Source organism: Rhodospirillales bacterium (assembly GCA_016699855.1).
Taxonomy (GTDB): domain Bacteria; phylum Pseudomonadota; class Alphaproteobacteria; order Reyranellales; family Reyranellaceae.
Genome location: CP064988.1, coordinates 5,295,777 through 5,314,617, shown reverse-complemented (window position 1 = coordinate 5,314,617; position 18,841 = coordinate 5,295,777). Strand labels below are relative to the sequence as shown.

General features: G+C 70.6%; 18 protein-coding genes and 2 pseudogenes. 13 read left to right on the top strand and 7 right to left on the bottom strand.

The window, feature by feature from the left end; all coding sequences use genetic code 11:
* The first annotated feature begins 3 nt into the window (after positions 1 to 3).
* The 4 genes from IPK81_25230 to mazG all read left to right on the top strand — a co-directional run bounded on the left by IPK81_25230 (position 4) and on the right by mazG (position 3,293).
* Positions 4 to 804, top strand: a complete 801-nt coding sequence (locus IPK81_25230; protein QQS12711.1) for a TatD family hydrolase — start codon at positions 4 to 6, stop codon at positions 802 to 804.
* Between the two features lie 17 nt (positions 805 to 821).
* Complete coding sequence (locus tag IPK81_25225) at positions 822 to 1,592, top strand: MBL fold metallo-hydrolase (GenBank protein ID QQS12710.1); 771 nt, start codon at positions 822 to 824, stop codon at positions 1,590 to 1,592.
* Positions 1,552 to 2,298, top strand: coding sequence for a hypothetical protein (locus tag IPK81_25220; protein QQS12709.1), 747 nt, complete (start codon positions 1,552 to 1,554; stop codon positions 2,296 to 2,298). Before IPK81_25225 ends, IPK81_25220 begins: the two co-directional genes overlap by 41 nt.
* A gap of 86 nt (positions 2,299 to 2,384) precedes the next feature.
* Positions 2,385 to 3,293 carry a nucleoside triphosphate pyrophosphohydrolase gene (mazG, locus tag IPK81_25215; GenBank protein QQS12708.1) on the top strand — a complete coding sequence of 303 codons (909 nt, stop codon included), beginning with the start codon at positions 2,385 to 2,387 and terminating at the stop codon, positions 3,291 to 3,293.
* A gap of 19 nt (positions 3,294 to 3,312) precedes the next feature.
* Here the strand turns inward: mazG and IPK81_25210 are convergent, their stop codons facing one another.
* Positions 3,313 to 3,840, bottom strand: a complete 528-nt coding sequence (locus IPK81_25210) for a hypothetical protein (GenBank protein QQS12707.1) — start codon at positions 3,838 to 3,840, stop codon at positions 3,313 to 3,315.
* Between the two features lie 3 nt (positions 3,841 to 3,843).
* Complete coding sequence (locus tag IPK81_25205; protein ID QQS12706.1) at positions 3,844 to 4,251, bottom strand: nuclear transport factor 2 family protein; 408 nt, start codon at positions 4,249 to 4,251, stop codon at positions 3,844 to 3,846.
* A gap of 96 nt (positions 4,252 to 4,347) precedes the next feature.
* On the opposite strand from IPK81_25205, the gene IPK81_25200 reads away from it, so the two are divergent.
* Both IPK81_25200 and IPK81_25195 read left to right on the top strand, forming a co-directional pair.
* On the top strand, positions 4,348 to 5,493 hold the full coding sequence (locus IPK81_25200; protein QQS12705.1) for an alanine racemase: 1,146 nt from the start codon (positions 4,348 to 4,350) through the stop codon (positions 5,491 to 5,493).
* A 5-nt stretch (positions 5,494 to 5,498) separates the two neighbouring features.
* On the top strand, positions 5,499 to 6,500 hold the full coding sequence (locus IPK81_25195; GenBank protein ID QQS12704.1) for a hypothetical protein: 1,002 nt from the start codon (positions 5,499 to 5,501) through the stop codon (positions 6,498 to 6,500).
* 5 nt (positions 6,501 to 6,505) lie between these two features.
* On the opposite strand, the gene IPK81_25190 is transcribed toward IPK81_25195, so the two are convergent.
* The gene (locus tag IPK81_25190) at positions 6,506 to 7,273 is read right to left on the bottom strand and encodes a glucose 1-dehydrogenase (GenBank protein QQS12703.1); all 768 of its coding nucleotides are present in this window, start codon (positions 7,271 to 7,273) and stop codon (positions 6,506 to 6,508) included.
* Positions 7,274 to 7,381: 108 nt separating this feature from the next.
* Between IPK81_25190 and IPK81_25185 the strand changes: the two genes are divergently transcribed.
* From IPK81_25185 to IPK81_25170, 4 genes are all read left to right on the top strand, one after another.
* The gene (locus IPK81_25185; protein QQS12702.1) at positions 7,382 to 7,714 is read left to right on the top strand and encodes a hypothetical protein; all 333 of its coding nucleotides are present in this window, start codon (positions 7,382 to 7,384) and stop codon (positions 7,712 to 7,714) included.
* Positions 7,698 to 8,957: an MFS transporter gene (locus IPK81_25180; GenBank protein ID QQS12701.1), complete on the top strand. Its 1,260-nt coding sequence runs from the start codon at positions 7,698 to 7,700 to the stop codon at positions 8,955 to 8,957. The genes IPK81_25185 and IPK81_25180 overlap by 17 nt, the downstream gene beginning before the upstream one ends.
* 32 nt (positions 8,958 to 8,989) lie before the next feature.
* Complete coding sequence (locus IPK81_25175) at positions 8,990 to 9,652, top strand: DsbA family oxidoreductase (protein ID QQS12700.1); 663 nt, start codon at positions 8,990 to 8,992, stop codon at positions 9,650 to 9,652.
* A gap of 88 nt (positions 9,653 to 9,740) precedes the next feature.
* Positions 9,741 to 10,118, top strand: a complete 378-nt coding sequence (locus IPK81_25170) for a cytochrome c family protein (GenBank protein ID QQS12699.1) — start codon at positions 9,741 to 9,743, stop codon at positions 10,116 to 10,118.
* A 54-nt stretch (positions 10,119 to 10,172) separates the two neighbouring features.
* Here the strand turns inward: IPK81_25170 and IPK81_25165 are convergent, their stop codons facing one another.
* A complete protein-coding gene (locus IPK81_25165; protein QQS12698.1) occupies positions 10,173 to 10,727 on the bottom strand; it encodes a glutathione S-transferase C-terminal domain-containing protein in 555 nt (184 codons plus the stop codon).
* Positions 10,718 to 10,948, bottom strand: a pseudogene (locus IPK81_25160) (glutathione S-transferase N-terminal domain-containing protein). Before IPK81_25160 ends, IPK81_25165 begins: the two are co-directional and overlap by 10 nt.
* Positions 10,949 to 11,027: 79 nt before the next feature.
* Here IPK81_25160 and IPK81_25155 point away from each other — a divergent pair.
* Positions 11,028 to 11,642, top strand: a complete 615-nt coding sequence (locus tag IPK81_25155) for a TetR/AcrR family transcriptional regulator (protein QQS12697.1) — start codon at positions 11,028 to 11,030, stop codon at positions 11,640 to 11,642.
* 13 nt (positions 11,643 to 11,655) lie between these two features.
* Here IPK81_25155 and mfd read toward each other — a convergent pair whose 3' ends face one another.
* Together mfd and IPK81_25145 are read right to left on the bottom strand one after the other, a co-directional pair.
* Entirely contained in the window at positions 11,656 to 15,186 is a 3,531-nt protein-coding gene (mfd, locus tag IPK81_25150; protein ID QQS12696.1) for a transcription-repair coupling factor, read from the bottom strand.
* Positions 15,186 to 15,461 (bottom strand): succinate dehydrogenase assembly factor 2, encoded by a 276-nt coding sequence (locus IPK81_25145; GenBank protein QQS12695.1) that lies wholly within the window; start codon positions 15,459 to 15,461, stop codon positions 15,186 to 15,188. The genes mfd and IPK81_25145 overlap by 1 nt, the downstream gene beginning before the upstream one ends.
* Positions 15,462 to 15,676: 215 nt before the next feature.
* Between IPK81_25145 and recG the strand changes: the two are divergent.
* Positions 15,677 to 17,759: pseudogene (recG, locus tag IPK81_25140) on the top strand (ATP-dependent DNA helicase RecG).
* A gap of 23 nt (positions 17,760 to 17,782) precedes the next feature.
* Positions 17,783 to 18,763, top strand: coding sequence for an acylglycerol kinase family protein (locus tag IPK81_25135; GenBank protein QQS12694.1), 981 nt, complete (start codon positions 17,783 to 17,785; stop codon positions 18,761 to 18,763).
* The last annotated feature ends 78 nt before the right edge of the window (positions 18,764 to 18,841 follow it).

Sequence of the window (18,841 nt, the reverse complement as noted above, 5' to 3'; positions counted from 1 at the left end):
GCCGTGCTGGTCGACAGCCATTGCCACCTCGACTTCCCCGAGCTCGCCTCGGAGGAGGACGCCGTCGTGGCGCGCGCCGCCGAGGCCGGCGTCGGCGCGATGCTGACGATCGGCACGCGGCTCGACGCCTTCGACGGCGTGCGCGCCATCGCCGAGCGCCACGCTCACGTGTGGTGCAGCGTCGGCGTGCATCCGCACGAGGCGGCGGAGGAGGGGCAGCGGACGCCGGACCGCATCGTCGAGCTGTCGGCCCATCCCAAGGTCGTGGGCATCGGCGAGACCGGGCTCGACTACTTCTACGAACACAGCCCGCGCGACGCCCAGGCCGCGAGTTTCCGCGCCCATATCGCGGCCTCCCGCACCACCGGGCTGCCGTTGATCGTCCACACGCGCGACGCCGACGACGACATGGTGGCGATCCTGCGCGAGGAGTCGGCCGCGGGCGCCTTTCCCGGGCTGATCCACTGCTTCAGTTCGACTCGGCGCGTGGCCGTGGCGGCGCTGGAGCTCGGGATGAGCGTGTCGATCTCCGGCATCGTCACCTTCAAGGCGGCCGAGGAGCTGCGCGGCATCGTCCGGGACATCCCGATGGACCGGTTGCTGGTCGAGACCGACGCGCCCTATCTCGCGCCGATCCCCAAGCGCGGCAGGCGCAACGAACCGGCCTTCGTGGCGCACACCGCCGCCAAGGTTGCCGAGCTCAAGGGCGTGTCGATCGCCGAGCTGGAGCGCGCCACCACCGACAATTTCTTCCGCCTGTTCGCCAAGGCCGACCGTGGCGCGCTGCGCGCGCGCACGGGCTGACGACGGAGCCAAGGGCGATGCGCGTCACGATCCTCGGCTGCGGCACGTCCGGCGGGGTGCCCCGCATCGGCGGCAAGGACGGCAAAGGCGAGTGGGGGGCGTGCGATCCAGCCAATCCGAGGAACCGCCGGCGGCGCTGCTCGATCCTCGTGCAGGACGGCGGCAAGACGGTGCTGATCGACACCTCGCCCGATCTGCGGGAGCAGCTCATCGACGCCGGCGTCACGCGCGTCGACGCCGTCGTGTGGACGCACGACCACGCCGACCAGGCGCACGGCATCGACGATCTGCGCGCGCTGACGCTGCGGCACGGTCCGGTCGACGGTTGGGCCGACCCGCGCACGATGTCGGTGCTGAAGGAGCGTTTCGGCTATTGTTTCGCCACCGAGCCGGGCAGTTTCTATTCGGCGCTGTACCGCGAGCGGATCATCGATGGGCCGTTCGATGCGGTCGGCATCCCGATGACTCCGTTCTACCAGCACCACGGCAAGATCATGTCGTTGGGGTTCCGGTTCGGACCGATCGCCTACGCCAACGACGTCGTGCGTCTCGACGAGGCGGCGTTCGTCGCGATGGCGGGGGTCGACACGCTGATCGTCGACGCCATGCGGTACACGCCCCATCCCACGCACGCGCATCTCGACATGACGCTGGGATGGATCGAACGCATCGCGCCGCGGCGGGCGGTTTTGACCAACATGCACGTCGATATGGACTACGACGAGGTGGCCCGGCGGACGCCGGCGCATGTCGAACCGGCATACGACGGCATGGTCATCGAGGTTTGACGCGATGGTGTTATGGAAACTGGCTCGGCTGATCGCGGTGACGGTATCCGTCGCCGCGGCGATGGCCGGCGCCGGCGCCACGGCCCAGAAAGGCGGTCAGCTCGACCCGGGCGATTCGACGTTCAAGAACTACGCGCTGTCGGAAACGGCCAGCAGCTTGCACGACGTCGAGAACGCGGTGAACCGGCAATGGACCAACGCGACTGCCGAGAGCCTGACCGAGCTGCTGACGGCCGTTCCCAAGGAGGGTTACGCGCGGATCAAGTCGAAGGCGGTCGACATCGAGCTGTCGGTGCCGTTGGGTTGGCACGCCATCGAGGACAACGAACGGCTGGCGATCTTCAATCCCGACCGGACCGTCCGGGTCATCGTCTGGCGGGTCGATCTCGAGTTCGAGGGCGTGCCGGACCTCGAGAAGTACCTCGTGGGCAAGACGGCGGCGCTGCGGGTCCGGTATCCAAAGGTCCAGGCGACCAGCAGGGCGTTGCCCAACGGAAGCTTCCTAGGCGTGTTCAACGACGTGCCGCCGCGGGCTGGGGACAAGGAGCCACGCGCGATCTTCGATCTGCTGACGCCCAATCCGCAAAACCCCAAGCGGGCGTTGCTGATGACGTTCGGAGTGCCGGCATCGCAGACGGATCGGTATCTACCTCTGTTGGCATTGCTTGAACGGAATCGGAAGATAAAGTGGACTAAGGATAGATAGGTAATTTCTTTTAACTAAATAGTTAGATATTATTTTCCATAATATATATTATACGACATTAAGGATTTGGATTAACGAGGTATGAGATGCCTACCGACACGTCGCCGACGTCTGGACGACCAGCGATCTCAAGCCTCCCACGTGAGCCGCTCGCGCGCCTGATCGCCGTCATGGCATGGCTGCGCGATCCCACCCATGGGTGCCCGTGGGATCTGAAGCAGGATTTCGCGAGCATCGCGCCGTACACGATAGAGGAAGCGTACGAAGTCGCCGACGCCGTCCTGCGGGCCGATATGGGCGACCTGCGCGAGGAGCTTGGCGACCTCCTGTTGCAGGTCGTCTACCACGCGCGGATGGCCGAGGAGGCCGGCGCCTTCGCGTTCCCGGACGTCGCGGCGACCATCGCCGACAAGATGGTCGCCCGCCACCCCCACGTCTTCGGTGACGCCGTGGTCGATGGCGCCGGCGGCCAGAACAGCGCCTGGGAGGCCATGAAGGCCGCTGAGCGCGCCGCGAAACGGACAAGCCGGCAGGCCGGCGCGGGTGGGGAGGGCGACGACGCCTCCTCCTCCTCCTCAGCGACCGCCCGCGCGCCGGGCGTCCTCGACGGCATCGCCATCGCCCTCCCCGCCCTCCTCCGCGCCGAGAAACTCCAGAAACGCGCGGCCCGCGTCGGCTTCGACTGGGGCGCCGCCGGGCCGGTGATCGACAAGATCGAGGAGGAAATCGGCGAACTGCGCGCGGAGGTCGACACCGGCGCCCCGGTGGAGCGCGTCGCGGACGAGATCGGCGACGTGCTGTTCGCGGTCGCCAACCTGGCCCGTCATCTGAAGGTCGATCCGGAGGCGGCGTTGCGCGCCACCAACGCCAAGTTCGAGCGCCGTTTCCGGCATATCGAGGCGCGTCTGATGGAGACCGGGCGGGCGCCGGAAACGGCCACGCTCGACGAAATGGAAGCGCTCTGGCAGGAGGCCAAGACGACGGAGCGGCGCTAGCCGGCGCTCGATCGCGCGCTCACAGGCCGTACTCCGCGACCAGGCCGCGCGCGTGGCCGACGTCGGCGAGCTTGCGCGACGTGAAGCGGCCGTCGCCCGGCGCGACCGCGAACGCGATGAACGGCTGCAGGAACGCCGGCGGCTCGGGGGGCGCGATCCGATCGACCGGCATCTCGACCTCGGCCAGGGCGAAATAGGTCGCACCCCCGTCCTTGAAGAAATCGACATCCCACCCGCACTCGCCGGCCGGAAGATGGAACCGCACTTTCTCCAACGACTCCTGCCGCAAGGTCCACAAGCGCTCGAAATCCGCGGCGTCCATGGAAGTTTCGACCTCAACCATCTCGCCGGCGATGGCGCGCTTGAACGAGAACACGTGCTCGACGCCGCGCTCGCCCTCGAACCGCCGGATCCGCAGCCCTGGCGCGTCGAGGTAGGCCTGACGCACGGCGTTGCGCGTCACGGGCGGCCCCATCGCCGCCAGCGCGCGCTCTAGCGCGCCGTCGGGATCGCGCAGCGCGTACTTGATCTCGTTCTCGACCGGCACCGATCAGCCCTCCGCGGACAGGCGCCGGCGCACAAGCCGCAGGATTGCTCCCAGCACCGGTACCCGCCCGTAGATGGCTCCGGCGGCGTCCCAGTGGTCGACATGCGAAGCGGCGAGGCCGGCGGCGTCGAACCGCACCTCGCCGATGCCGATGAAGTCCAGCGACCTGCCTCGCACGACGCCCGAGAACGCCCATTTCAGGTAGCAGATCTCGGGGCCGGGGGCGCGATGGAGGATGCGGAACGTCGGGCGCTCGACGCCGTCGTACATGTGCTCGAACACCCGGCGGATCGCGGGAAGGCCGGCGACGTCGTCGCCCTCCGTGAACACCTCGCCCAGCCTGTCCAGGGACGCGGGCGTCATCGTCTCGAAGAACGCCGCATAGCGGTCCAGCGCGTCCGTCGGCGTCATCACCGGCCCCTCGGGACGCGCGCCGGAGCGGGCGCTTTTCGTTTGCGCCCGATGGTGCGCGCATGGCGAAATACGCCCGCCTCCATCCGCCCGCCGATGAGCCCCATGACCGAAACCCTCGACACCCTGCCGACCCCCTCGCTCGTGCTCGACCGCGCCATCCTGCGGCGCAACATCCGGCGCGTCGGCGACCGGCTGAAATCGGCCGGAATCCATCTGCGGCCACACCTCAAGACCGCCAAGTCCGTCGAGATCGGCCGCATGGCGACCGCCGGGTTCGACGGGAGGATCACGGTCTCGACCCTGGCGGAGGCGAGATACTTCGCCGACGGAGGGTTCACCGACATCCTCTACGGCGTGGGCATCGTGCCGTCAAAGCTGCCGGCGGTGGCGGCGTTGCGGCGGCGGGGAGTCAATCTGCGCGTCGTCACCGACAGCGTCGTCGTCGCCCGGGCCATCGCGGAGGCGGCGCGTGGCGGCGGCACCTTCTCGGTGTTCATCGAGATCGACAGCGGCGGCGGTCGCGCCGGTCTGCCCTACCCCGACCTGTCGGCGCTGGTGGAGATCGGCCGCGCGCTGCACGAGGCCGAAGGCGTCGAGTTGGCGGGCGTCATGACCCATGGTGGCCATTCCTACCACGAGAGCACCGTCGACGGCATCGCGCGGGTGGCCGAGCAGGAGCGTCTGGCGGTCGTGACGGCGGCGGAGACGCTGCGCGCCGCCGGCCTGCCCTGTCCGATCGTCAGCGCCGGCTCGACGCCGACCGCGATGCATTCCCGGGATTTCACCGGCATCACGGAGATGCGGCCGGGCGTGTTCGTGTTCAACGACCTCGACCAGGCCGGCATCGGCTCGTGCGGCGACGGCGACATCGCGCTGAGCGTACTGGCGTCGGTGATCGGCCACTATCCGCACCGCAACCAGCTGCTGATCGACGCGGGCGCGCTGGCGTTGTCCAAGGATATCAGCGCGCAGGAGTTCATGCCCAAGGCCGGCTACGGGTTCATCAAGGACGCGCCGATCAAGGAGCTGGCGGTGGTCGCCTGCTCCCAGGAGCACGGCTTCGTCGGCGCCGACGCGCCCCTGCCCTACGACCGTCTGCCGATCGGCGCGCGGGTGCGCGTTCTACCCAACCACGCCTGCATCACGGCGGCGGCCTACGACCGCTACCACGTCGTCGACAGCGAGGAGAGCGACGGGCGCACGATCGTGGCGACATACGACCGGGTCAACGGATGGTAGCCATCGTGGGCCGCGCGCTCCGGCTCGCGGCGACGCTTCTCGCGCTCGCGTCGATCCCGTCGACGGCCAGGGCGCAGGCCGCGCCGACGACGACCAACGCGGGCTACGTCGAGCGCGTCTACCCCGACCCGCCGTCGACCGAACGGATCAAGACGCTGGTCTGGTATCCCTCGAGCACGGCGGCGAAGGATTCCGGCCAGGACCCGTATCGCATTTTCGCGCAGCCCGGCGGCGTTCCGATACCCGGCCGGCAACCGCTCATCGTGGTCTCGCACGGTTCCTTCGGGTACGTGTTCAGCCTGCATCATGTGGCGGAGTACTTCGCCGAGCGCGGATACATCGTCGCGACCGTGATCCATCCGCGCGACAACAACGCGGACAGCTCCGGATTCGGCGCCGACGTCTCGCTGCTCGGCCGTTCGCGCCACGTCGCCCGCCTGATCGATGGATTGCTCGCCGACCCGGCCATCGGACCGCGGATCGATCCGCGCCGCATCGGTCTCGTCGGGTTCTCGGCCGGTGGAATCACCGCGCTGACTCTCGCCGGCGCCGCGCCCGACTTCAGCCGCATCACCTCGTACTGCGCCGAGAACGCCGACGACGGCTCGACCTGCCGCGGCGGATTGAACGGCACCGTGCGGATCGAGAATCCCGCGCTTCGGATCACCCCCGATTCCCGGGTCCGCGCCGCCGTGCTGCTGGCGCCCGCTTGGGGATTCATGTTCCCGCGCGAGACCCTGGCCAAGGTGACGATGCCGCTGCTGATCTTCCGGGGCGCCAACGACAATGACGTGCGCGAACCGTTCAGCGCGGAATGGATCGGCCGCAACGTGGCCACCCCGTCACCGCCGATCGTCGTGCCCGGGCCGCATCTCGTGTTCCTGGCTCCATGCAAGCCCGGCGTCAGCGCCGACATGTGCGCCGACGCGCCGGGCTTCGACCGCCGCCCCGTCCACGAGCGGATCCTGTCGGAGTCGCTGCGCTTCTTCCAGCGTACCCTGCGGTAGCCGCGCTACAGCGAGTTCACCGTGTGGCCGCCGTCGACGGTGATGTCGGCGCCGGTCATGAACCCGCCGGCGTCGCTCGCCAGGAGTAGCAGCGCGCCGTCGAGGTCCGACGGTTGGCCGAGACGCCGCTGCGGCACGCGGTCGATCAGGCGCAAACCCGCGGGGGTCTTCCAGAAGGCGCCGTTCATCTCGGTCTCGATGTAGCCGGGCGAGATCGCGTTGACATGGATGCCGTGGCGCGCCCACTCCATCGCCAGCGTCCGCGTGAGATGCAGAAGGCCCGCCTTGGCCGCCGTGTAGGGCGCCACTTGCCCGATCGTGCGCAGTCCGAGGATCGAGGCGATGTTGACGATCCGGCCGCCGCGCTTCGCCTTGACCCAGCGTTGCGCCGCCGTCTGCGCCACCAGCCAGGCGCCGCGCAGGTTCGTGTTCGACACCTCGTCCCAGTCGGCCTCCGGCATGTCCAGCGCCGGCTTCACGATGCTGATGCCGGCGTTGTTGACGACGATGTCGACCGGCCCGAGCGCGGCCTCGGCGGCGTCATAGGCGGCGCGGATGGAGTTCCCGGACAGCACGTCCATCGCCACCGCCGCGGCGCGCCCTCCGGCGCTCTCGATCTCGCCGACCAGGGCCGCGAGCCTGTCGACCCTGCGGGCTGTCACCGCCACGGCGGCCCCGGCGTTCGAAAGCGTGCGCGCGAAATGCGCGCCGAGGCCGGAGGATGCGCCGGTCACGAGCGCGACCTTGCCACCGAGATCGAATCTGTCCGCCACGCGCCCTCTCCCTCTCGCCCGCGCCTTCGCGCGCGCCCGTTATAAGGCTCGGCGGTTGACGGCGTCACGGGTATCCTGTTGTCCCGACGTGGTGCCGCAGGAGGGCCGATGAGCGACCCGCGCGATATCAAACCGACCATCGCCCGCATCTCGCGCGGCCGCGCGCGGCGCGCCGGCGTGTACGCCCGCTACAATTTCGAGGTCGGGGCGAGGCCGCCGATGGAGAAAGCCCTCGGCGTGCAGTCTCGGCGCGAAGACCGCGATGACGAGACGGAATTCCACACGATCTCCCACTGGGCGCGCGTCGCGGCGATGTCGCGCTTCACCGGCGGCGATCCGGCGAAGACCCACCATCTCGACCGCGACGCGGAATTCCTGATCGAGAGGCCGAAAGCCGTCCAGATCCTCCGCCTCTACCTCAGCCATGGCCGCACCGGCTGAGCCGGGCCGAGCGGACGCGGCGGCGGTCCAAACGACGGACTGGCGCCTGGCCGCCGTCCTCCTCGCCGCCGGGGTGATCGCGGCGGTCCAGATCGGCAAGGCGCCGCCGGCGCTGCCGCTGCTGCGCGCCGAGCTCGGCTTGGACCTGCAGGCCGCGGGTTGGTTCGTCTCGCTGATCACCGCCATGACGGCGGCCGCGGGCATGCTCGTGGCGCTGGCCGCCGACCGGATCGGACACCGCCAGCTCCTGCTCGGCGGCCTCGTGATCGGCGCCGCCGCCAGCGCGCTGTCGACGTTGGTCACGTCGCCGTCGGCGCTTTTCGGGCTGCGGATCGTGGAAGGCCTCGGGTTCCTGTCCGTCGTCGTCTCCGTGCCGCCGCTCCTGTTGCACGCCACGGCGCCGGGCGACACCCGCTTCATGATGGGGATCTGGGGCGCCTACCTGCCGGCCGGCGCCGGGTTGATGGCGCTGGCGTCGGCCGGGCTGCTGCCACTGGAGGGATGGCGCGGCGTCTGGTGGCTGGCGGCGGCGTCGCTGATGGCCATGGCGGTCGTCGTCGCGGCGTCGGCCGCGGGCCGCGCGCCGCCGGCAGCCTCTGCCGACCGCTCGCTCACGCGCGATGTGGTCGAGACGTTGAGCGTCCCCGGCCCCGCGCTGATCGGCCTGTGTTTCGGCTGCTACGCCGGCAGCTGGTACGCGGTCATCGCCTTCCTGCCGACTCTCCAGGTCGAGCGCCTCGGGTTCTCGCCGTCGCTCGCCGCGCTGACCACCGCGGGCGTCATCCTGATCAACGTCACCGGCAGCCTGGTCGCCGGCTGGCTGCTCCAACGCGGCTGGCGGCGCAGCGTGGTGATCGCGGTAACGGCGGTCCTGATGGCCGGCACGGCGGCCGGTATCCTGCTCGACGCCGCTCCCGACGCAGCCCGCCTCGCCTGCGCGTTCGCGTTCTCGATGGTCGCCAGCGCGATTCCCGGCGCGCTGTTCGGCGCGATTCCAGTCCACGCGCCCCGGCCGGGGCTGATCGGCGCCACGACCGGCGCCCTGATGCAAGGCTCCAATATCGGCTCGCTGACCGGCCCGCCGATCGTCGCCGCGCTGGTGTCCGCCAACGGCTGGGCGTCCGCGCTGTGGTACACCACGCCGGCACTGGCGCTGGCCGCCGCCGCCGGCTTCGCGCTGCAACGGCGCGAGCCGCGCCCGGGGGCCGGGCGGCCAGCCGGCCGGGCGCCTGAACCGGGGTGACAGCGCGGTCCGGGCGGCGTAGCCTTTCCCCCATGCTCGTCGACATCATCTCCGATACGGTCTGCCCGTGGTGCTACATCGGCAAGCGGCGTTTCGAACGCGCCGTGGCCGAGAGCGGACGCGGCGACATCATGGTCGCGTGGCGGCCGTTCCAGCTGAACCCCGACATGCCCTCGGCCGGCATGGCGCGTCAGGACTATCTGCGCGCCAAGTTCGGCGGCGGCGACCGTCCGCGCCAGATCTACCGCGCGATCTCCGAGACCGGCCGCGAGGAGGGAATCGACTTCCAATTCGACCGCATCGTACGCACGCCGAACACGGTCGAGTCGCACCGTCTGATCCACTGGTCGGGTCCCAAGGGGTTCCAGGACGCGGTGGTCGACTCGCTGTTCCGCGCCTATTTCGAGGAGGGCCGCGACATCGGCGACCGCGCCACGCTGTTGGAATGCGCGGTGCGCGCCGGGATGGACGCCGCCGAGGCCAAGGCGTTCATCGACGGCGACGAGATCCGCCAGGACGTCGTGCAGGCCGACATGTACGCCCGCCGCCTCGGGATCAACGGCGTGCCGTGCTTCGTCGTGAACCGGAAATACGCCATCTCCGGCGCCCAGCCCCCCGCCGCGTTCATCGAGGTCTTCAACCTCGCGGCGCGCGAGGAGGAGCAGGCCGCCGCGCGCAGCGAGAGCGCGGATTGACCTCGGCCTGGCGACGTTGAATCGACGCCGCGCCCACCTCATATTCAGCGCTTCCGAACGATGATCGGCAGGAGCCGGAGTGTCCGCCATGCGTTACCGTGTCGCCTTGGCCGTGTTGGCCGCCCTGACCGCCTCGATCTCCGCGCCGGCCGGCGCGCAGGATGCGGTGGAGGGCGAGAAAGTCTTCAAACGCCAGTGCTTCGTCTGCCACACGGCGACGGCGGAAGGCGCCAACAAGCAGGGCCCGAAGCTGTTCGGCATCATCGGCCGCAAGAGCGGCTCGGTCGATGGCTTCCGCTACACCGATGCCAACAAGAACGCCAACATCGTCTGGACGGCCGAGACTTTGGATCCCTACCTGCTGGATCCGCGCAAGGTCGTGCCCGGCACCACAATGGCGTTCGCCGGCCTCCGTAAGGAGGAGGACCGCAAGAACCTCATCGCCTACCTGCTGACGCTGAAGTAGCGACGGCAGCGTCGGGGAGGCGCGCCCGGCCGGGTTATCGACCGGCCCTCGGCTCTACGCCGGGTACCGGTGCTCCCCGTCCCGGTCTCGTCCCTTGGCGCGGTGGCGCGCATATATCTCGCGCACCCAATCTGCCCCCGCGTGCGTCCCCCACCGTTCGATCCATTCGCGTAACGGCGCCGACATCGGCCGCGGCCGCGCCATCGTCGAGTCCGGCGGGTCGACCGCCATCGCCAGCATGGCCGCCGCGGTGAGATCCGCGACACTGAAGGCGTCACCGACCAGGTAGCCCGTGGCGGCTGATTGCGTCGCCACGAAGTCCAATCCCTCCCGTGTGGCGCGTTCGCCGTCGACCACCGACTCCGGTGTGATGGAGTTGCCCTTGCGAACCAGACCCCGCGCCATCGGCAGAAGCAGGCGGTAGACCGTCCGCGCCGCCGCGCCCTGGCCCTCGGCGAAAATGTCCCGGAAGTAGTCGAGGTCCGCGAGCGCCGCCGCCAGCGCGCCGCGGCGGATGCGTGGCCCCAGTCGTCGTCGAAGCGGCGCTGCACCGCCAGGGCCGCCTCGCGCTGTCCGGGGTCTCCCGGCAGCAGCGCCGGCGTCGGCCAACGTCGTTCCAGTTCCTCGACGATGCGCGCCGAGCCGGCGTGCCACGTGCCGTCGATGCGCAGGACCGGCGTCGCGGTTTGGCCGCTCAGCTTGCGCACCTTGCCCATGTGCGGCCCCGGCATGAGGCTGCGGCGCGTGTGCGGCACCCGCTTGAGGTCCAGCGCCCAGCGGACCTTCTCGTTGTAGGGCGAATAGCGGAACTGGATGAGCTCGACGTCCATCGCTGCCTCTCCCTCGCGGAATTGGAATGATGAATATCATACTATATGATAGTCAACATATATAACCGGGAAGGAACCGATGCCCCTCAGCGCGGCGCACAAGGCGCGCACCCGAGCCGCAATCGTCGACGCCGCCGCCGGGCTGTTCCGCCGGCGCGGCTACGACGCCACCGGCATCGACGACATCATGGCGGCGGCCGGCCTCACCCGTGGCGGCTTCTACGCCCATTTTCCGTCCAAACAGGCGTTGTTCGCCGAGGTCGTGCGCGACACCCACGGCTTCATCCGCCTGATGCGGACCCGCGACGCGAAGGACCGGCGCGGACTCGCGCGCCAGGGGTTTCGGGTGATCGCCGACTATATGGATCCCGACCATCTCGGCGAAGTCGGCCCGGGCTGCACCCTGGCCGCCCTGCCGGCCGACGTGGCGCGCGCCGGCGCCGCGGCGCAACTGGCCTACGCCGACGCGTTCCACGCGCTCGTCGGCGAGTTCGCCCGCGCCTTGCCGCGCGCCCGGCCGCTGGACCGGCGCGCCACGGCGGCGGTCACGATGTGCGTCGGCGCCGTGGCGCTCGCCTACGCCGGCGCCGGCGCGCCGGGCTTCTCCCGGCACGTGTTGCGCGCCGCCGAGGGAGAGGTACGGCGGCTGCTCCGGCCGCCGCGGTCCGGCAGGTCCCGCGCGAAGCGACGCTGATGGCGCGCGGTCGTCAGGCCGCCAGCTTCGCCAGTTCGCCGACCACGGTCTTCACTCCGCCGAGCCGCTTGGAATCGTCGTCCCAGGCGCGGAACAGGACGATCTTCTGGTCGGGCCGCACCTTTATGAGGGGCGCGCGTTTCTGGATGTACGAGATCAGCCGGTCGGGGTTGGCGAAGACGTTGCCGCGGAAGGCGAACACGACCCCCTTCGGTCCGGCGTCGATCTTCTCGACGCCGGCGGCGCGGCACAGCAGCTTCAGTTCGACCGTGCGCAGCAGGTTCTCGGTCTCGGCGGGCACCGGTCCGAACCGGTCGACCAGTTCGGCCGCGAAGGAGTCGATCTCGGCCGCGTCGCGGATCGTGCCGATGCGGCGGTACAGCGCCAGCCGGACGCCCAGATCGGCGACATAGGCCTCCGGGATCAGGACGGGCAGGCCAAGGTTGATCTGCGGCGACCACTCGGAGGACTGCCGGGCCGCGTCGCGCATCTCGCCACGCGCGGCCTCGACCGCCTCCTCGAGAAGCTGCTGGTACAGCTCGATGCCGACCTCGCGGATATGGCCGGACTGCTCGTCGCCCAGCAGGTTGCCGGCGCCGCGGATGTCGAGGTCGTGGCTGGCGAGCTGGAAGCCGGCGCCCAGCGTGTCCAGGGTCTGCATCACCTCCAGACGCTTGGCGGCGGCCTCGTTGAGCGCCCTTCCCGGCGGCACCGTCAGGTAGCAGTAGGCGCGCGTCTTGCCGCGGCCGACGCGTCCACGCAGCTGGTAGAGCTGCGCCAGTCCGAACATGTCGGCGCGGTGCACGATCAGCGTGTTGGCGTTGCGGATGTCCAGCCCGCTCTCGACGATGTTGGTCGACAGCAGCGTGTCGAACTTGCCGTCGACGAAGGCCTGCATCGTGTCCTCGAGCGCGGTCGGCGCCAGCCTTCCATGCGCCATCGCGAACCGGATCTCCGGCACCAGCTCGCGCAGCGAGGCGGCGACGCCGTCGAGGTCCTCGATGCGCGGGCAGACGTAGAAGGTCTGCCCGCCACGATACTGCTCGCGCAGCAGCGCCTCGCGGATCGCCACCGGGTCGACGGGGGTGACGAAGGTCCGCACCGCCAGCCGGTCGACCGGCGGCGTCGCGATCAGGCTCATGTCGCGCACGCCCGTCAGCGCCAGCTGCAAGGTGCGCGGGATCGGCGTCGCGGTCAGCGTCAGCACGTGCACGTCCGCGCGCAGCTCCTTCAGCCGCTCCTTGTGGGCGACGCCGAAATGTTGCTCCTCGTCGACCACCAGCAGGCCGAGGTCGTGGAACGCGATGCTCTTGGCGAGAAGCGCGTGGGTGCCGATCACGATGTCGACGGCGCCCTCGGCCAGCGCCTTGCGCGTCTCCGCCGCCTCCTTGGCGGGCACCAGGCGCGACAGGCGGCCGATCCGCACCGGGAATCCCTCGAAGCGCTCGACGAAGGTGCGGTGGTGCTGGCGCGCCAGCAAGGTCGTCGGAACCACGACGGCGACCTGCTTGCCGGTCATCGCCGCCACGAACGCCGCGCGCAGCGCCACCTCGGTCTTGCCGAAGCCGACGTCGCCGCACACCAGCCGGTCCATCGGCTTGCCGCCGCCGAGATCCTCGAGCGCGTCGTTGATGGCGTTGAGCTGATCGTCGGTCTCTGCGTACGGGAAGCGCGCGCAGAACTCGTCGAACAGGCCGTCGGGCGGCGTCAGCACGTCGCCCTTCCTCAGCGCCCGCTCGGCCGCGATCTTGATCAGCCGGTCGGCCATGTCGCGGATGCGCTGCTTCAGGCGCGCCGAGCGCGACTGCCAGCCCGCTCCGCCGAGGCGGTCGAGAGCGACCGGCCCCTCGGACGCGCCGTAGCGGCTGAGCACGTCGATGTTCTCGACCGGCACGAACAGCTTGTCGCCGCCGTCGTAGACAAGCTTCAGGCAGTCGTGCCGCGCGCCGCCGGCCTCGACCGTCACAAGCCCGTCGTAGCGGCCAATGCCGTGCTCGCGGTGGACGACCAGATCGCCCTCGCCCAGCGCCGAGGCCTCGGCGATGAAGCGCTCCGACGGGCGCCGCTTCGGCTTCGGCCGGCTCAGCCGGTCGCCGAGGATATCCTCCTCGCCGATGAACTCGAGGTCGCCGAGGACGAAGCCGTTGTCGATCGGCAGCACCGCCATGCCGACCGCGCCCGCGGGCAGCGCCGAGGCGGTGGCGAAATCGGGCACGGGCGTCGGCGCCGCGACGCCGTGGTCGCGCAGCAGTGTGCGCAGCCGCTCGACCGAACCGTCGCTGTAGCCGGTGACGACGACGCGCCGGCCGCGCTTCTGCGCGTCGGCGATGTGTTTGGCGACGGCGTCGAACAGGTTGACGCCCTGCGCCTTGCGCGCGGCGGCGAAGCCCTCGTGGCGGTGGCCGCCGAGGTCGAGCGCGGGCCCGCCGCCGGTCCCCGCCGCCTCCGTCGTGGCGTCGAAGCTCGACAGCTCGACGGCGCAGCGCTTCGCCAGGATCGCGTTCCATTCCTTGCGGTCGAGATAGAGCCGCTCCGGCGGGATCGGCCGGTAATCCGGCGCGCCGGCGAAGCCGCCCTTGCGGCCTTTGCCCTCCATCGCCTTGCGGGCGTCGAAGTAGTCGCGGATCAGGTCGAGGCGGGCGTCGCGGGCCTCCTCAGTCTGCTGGTCCATCGTGACCAGCGCGTCCGGCAGATAGTCGAAGAACGTGTCCAGCCCGTCGTGGAACAACGGCAGCCAGTGCTCCATGCCGGGATGGCGCTGGCCGGCCGACACCGCCTCGTAGAGCGTGTCGTTGCCGCCGACATTGCCGAACAGCTCGCGGTAGCCGGCGCGGAAGCGGGCGATACTGTCGGGCGTCAGCACGATCTCGCCGACCGGCCGCAACACGACGGCGTCGAGCGCGCCGGTCGAGCGTTGCGACATCGCGTCGAAACGGCGGATCGATTCGACGGTGTCGCCGAACAGGTCGAGGCGGATCGGCTCGGCCTCGCCGGGCGGGAACAGGTCGACGAGGCCGCCGCGCACGGCGTACTCGCCCGGCTCCATCACCGTCTCGCCGCGGCCGTAGCCGTTGTCGGCGAGGAAGCGCAGCAGCGCGTCGAGGTCGAGGGCGCCGCCGGCTTTCACCGAGAAGCCGATATCGGCGTAGCTGGCGCGGCGCGGCACGCGCTGGACGAGGGCCCCGACCGACGCCAGCACGATGCGCGCCGGCGACGCCGGTGGCTTGCCGGCGGCCAGTCGCGTCAACGCGTCCAGTCGCTCGCCGACGATGTCGGGGTGCGGCGACTGGCGGTCGTAGGGCAGGCAGTCCCACGCCGGGAAGGTCAGCACCTGCCGCCCGGGCGCGAAGAACCGCAGCGCCTCCTCGAGACGCTCGAGACGGTTGCCGTCGCGCACGACATGCAGGATGTCCTGTCCGCCCGATCCGGCCGCCAGCTCGGCGAGGATCAGCGCGTCGGCGCCCTCCGGCGCGCCGTGGATGGTCCAATGGGCGCGCTTCGCGTGGATGCGGGCCAAGGCATCGGCGAGTCGCGGCGCGGCCATCAGAACGCCACCCGGAAGGCGAGGACTTGACGCAGGACGGGCGTGTCCTTGCCGGCCGGCGGTTCCACCTTGCCGGAGACCCAGTCGAAGATGTCGTTGTCGCTCTCCTCCAGGATCGACTCGTACTGGTCGAGCTGCGAGGCGTCGAACGACATCACGAAGGCCCGCGCGAACTGGCCCAGCAGGATGTCGTTCTCCTTGTTGCCGCGGTGCTCGCTGCGGTACAGCAGCCGCCGTCGGCGTATGGAGAGCGGATCGTCGCCGGCATCGGCCATCTGGGTCTCGACGTGAATCGACCGCCTCCCGCCGGGCCGGGAGGATATCCCCCGTGGCCGGGCTGGGATCGCGTGAGGGCTGCGGTATAAAGGACCGCGCGCGCCCTGTCAGCAGCGGAAAGCGGCGCTGTTTCAAGCGGTTGCCGGAGGCGACACGGTGTCTTTCAAGCGTCCGCACGCGATGGCCGCGACGCCGCGACGCGGGATCTGACGTCGTGCGCCCGGACGTGCTCAATCCATTGTTCGCCGCGACCACGTCGCTGCCCGGCATCGGGGACAAGCTCGGGAAGCTGATGGCGAAGCTGGTCGGCCCGCACGTGGTCGACCTGCTCTGGCATCTGCCCTACGCCGTGGTCGACCGCCGCGCGTCGCCCAGGATCTCGGAGGTGCGTCCCGGCGAGGTGGCGACCATCACCGTCACGGTGCGCGAGCACCAGGCGCCGCGCACGCCGCGGCAACCCTACCGCGTGATCTGCGACGACGAGACCGGCACGCTGACCCTGATCTATTTCCACGCCCGCGGACCGTGGCTGGAGAACACGCTGCCGGTCGGCCAGCGCCGCGTCGTCAGCGGCGTGGTCGAGTTCTACAACGACCAGCCGCAGATGCCGCACCCCGACCACGTCGTGCCCGAGGCCGAGCGGGACAAGCTGGCGCGGGTCGAGCCCGTCTATGGACTGACGGCCGGTCTGAACGCCAAGCCGCTGGCCAAGGCGATCGACGCGGCGCTGGAGCGCGTTCCCGCGCTGCCGGAATGGCTCGATCCCGCGTGGAAAGCCCGCCGGCGCTGGCCGGACTGGAAGGACGCGCTGCTCGCGGCGCACCACCCGCAGGAGGAGGCCGATCTCGCCAAGACGTCGCCGCCGCGCGCGCGCGCCCGGCGTTCGACGAGTTGCTCGCGAGCCAGCTCGCGATCACGCTGGTGCGCCTCCAGCAGCGCGCCACGCCGGGCCGCGCGCTGGTCGCGGACGGAAGGTTGCGCGCCAAGGTGCTGGCCGCCCTGCCCTTCGAGCTGACGAGCAGCCAGCGGATCGCGATCGAGGAGATCGCGGCAGACATGGCCTCGGACCAGCGCATGACCCGCCTCCTGCAGGGCGACGTCGGCAGCGGCAAGACGGTGGTCGCGCTGATGGCGATGCTGATGGCGGTCGAGGCCGGCGCCCAGGCGGCGCTGATGGCGCCGACCGAGCTGCTGGCGCGGCAGCATTTCGCGACCATGGCGCCGTTGGCGATGGCCGCCGGCGTGCGGCTTGAGTTGCTGACCGGCCGCGACGGCGTCAAGCGCAAGCGCGAGATCCACGCCGCGCTGGCCTCGGGCGAGATCGACCTCGTGGTCGGCACCCACGCGCTGGTGCAGGACGACGTCGCATTCCGCGATCTGGCGCTGGCGGTGGTCGACGAGCAGCACCGCTTCGGCGTCGATCAGCGGTTGGCGCTGTCGTCGAAAGGCGCGGCGGTCGATCTTCTGGCGATGACCGCGACGCCGATCCCGCGCACGCTGATGCTCGCCGCCTACGGCGACCTCGACCGTCGCGCCTCGTCGACAAGCCGGCCGGCCGCCTGCCGATCGACACCCGCACGATCTCGCTGGAGCGGTTGGACGAAGTGGTCGAGGGGATCGGCCGCCGCGTCGCCGCCGGCGCGCGCGTGTACTGGGTCTGCCCGCTGGTCGAGGAATCGGAGCTGATCGATCTCGCCGCCGCCGAGGACCGCTACCGGCATCTCAGGGGACGGTACGGCGACAGGGTCGTGATGGTCCACGGCCAGATGAAGGGCGCCGAGCGGGACGCAGCGATGGCCGCGTTCGCCTCCGGCGCGGCCGACATCCTCGTCGCCACGACGGTGATCGAGGTCGGCGTCGACGTGTCCGCCGCGACCGTCATGGTCATCGAGCACGCGGAGCGCTTCGGACTGGCGCAGCTCCACCAGCTGCGCGGCCGCGTGGGCCGAGGCGCCGGGGCGTCGGTGTGCCTGCTGCTGTTCGGCCAGCCGCTGTCGGAGGCGGCCCGCGCGCGCCTGGCGATCATGCGCGAGACCGAGGACGGCTTCCGGATCGCCGAGGAGGATCTGCGGCTGCGCGGCGCCGGCGAGCTGCTGGGCACCCGCCAGAGCGGCCTGCCGGAGATGCGGCTGGCCGACCTCGCGGTGCACGCCGAGCTGCTCCAGGCGGCGCGCGACGACGCCAAGCTGATCGTCGAGCGCGATCCCGCGCTCGCGTCGCCCCGCGGCGTGGCGCTGCGGACCCTGCTCTACCTGTTCGCGCGCGACGCGGCGGTTCGCACCTTGCGCTCGGGCTGAGAACGCGGCTAGACCGCGCCGGCATGTCCGACACCCCGACAACCGCGCCGCGCATCGGCGTCCTGGTCAACCGCCGCAGCGGCCGCAACCGCGCCGGGCTGGGCGAACTGCGCGCGCTGATCGAACGCTCTCCGGAGGTGATGGCGCGGGAGACGACCGGCCGCGCGGAGGCCGCCGCCGCGCTGCGCGAGATGGACGCCGCCGGAGTCGAGGCGCTCGCGGTCGCCGGCGGCGACGGCACGCTGCACAACGTCTTCCACCTGCTGTTCAACGAGGGCGCGCGCAGGACGCCGCCACCGATCGCCGTGCTGCCGGGCGGCACGACCAACATGATCGGGTACGACATCGGCGCCGCGCGCAAACCCGCCAAGGAGCTGAAGAGGCTCCTCGCGCGGCTGCGCGCCGGCGAACTCGCTGCGGGGATGGTGCGCCGCCGCCTGATCGCCCTGCGTACGGGGCCCGACGCCGTGCCGGCCTACGGCCTGTTCGGCGGCGCCGCCGGCGTCTACCAGGGCACGATGCTCAGCCGGAAGTCGGTCAACAAGGTTGGACTGCGCGACGCGGCCGGACCGCTCGCCGGTCTGCTTGGGCTCGTCGGCCCCCTGTTGCTGGGCCGCAACCCGGTGGATCCGGCTTCCGCCATCGTGACCCACGACGGCGTCGTCGAGGACCGCCGCGACTACATCGCCATCGCGGTATCGACCATGGAGCGGCTGATCATGGGCCTGACGCCGTTCTGGGGCGAGGGCCCCGGGGCGCTGCGCCTGACGACAGTCGCCGCCAGGCCGAAGCGCTTCTCACGCGCGATCCTGCCGGCGCTCAACGGCCGGCGCACACCGGATCTCACTCCGGAGAACGGCTACCGCAGCGTCAACGCGGACTCGATCACGCTCGACATGGAAGGCGGCTTCGTGCTCGACGGCGAGATCTTCCCGCTGCGCGCCGGCCGGCCGTTGCTGCTCGACGCGGGTCCGGTGGTGGAGTTCGTGGTCGGGGGGAAGTAGAGGGAGCGGCTCGAAACTCCACGCCTGCCTGTCATCCCGAGCGCGGCGAGGGATCCAGACGCCACCCGTGCATCCCTC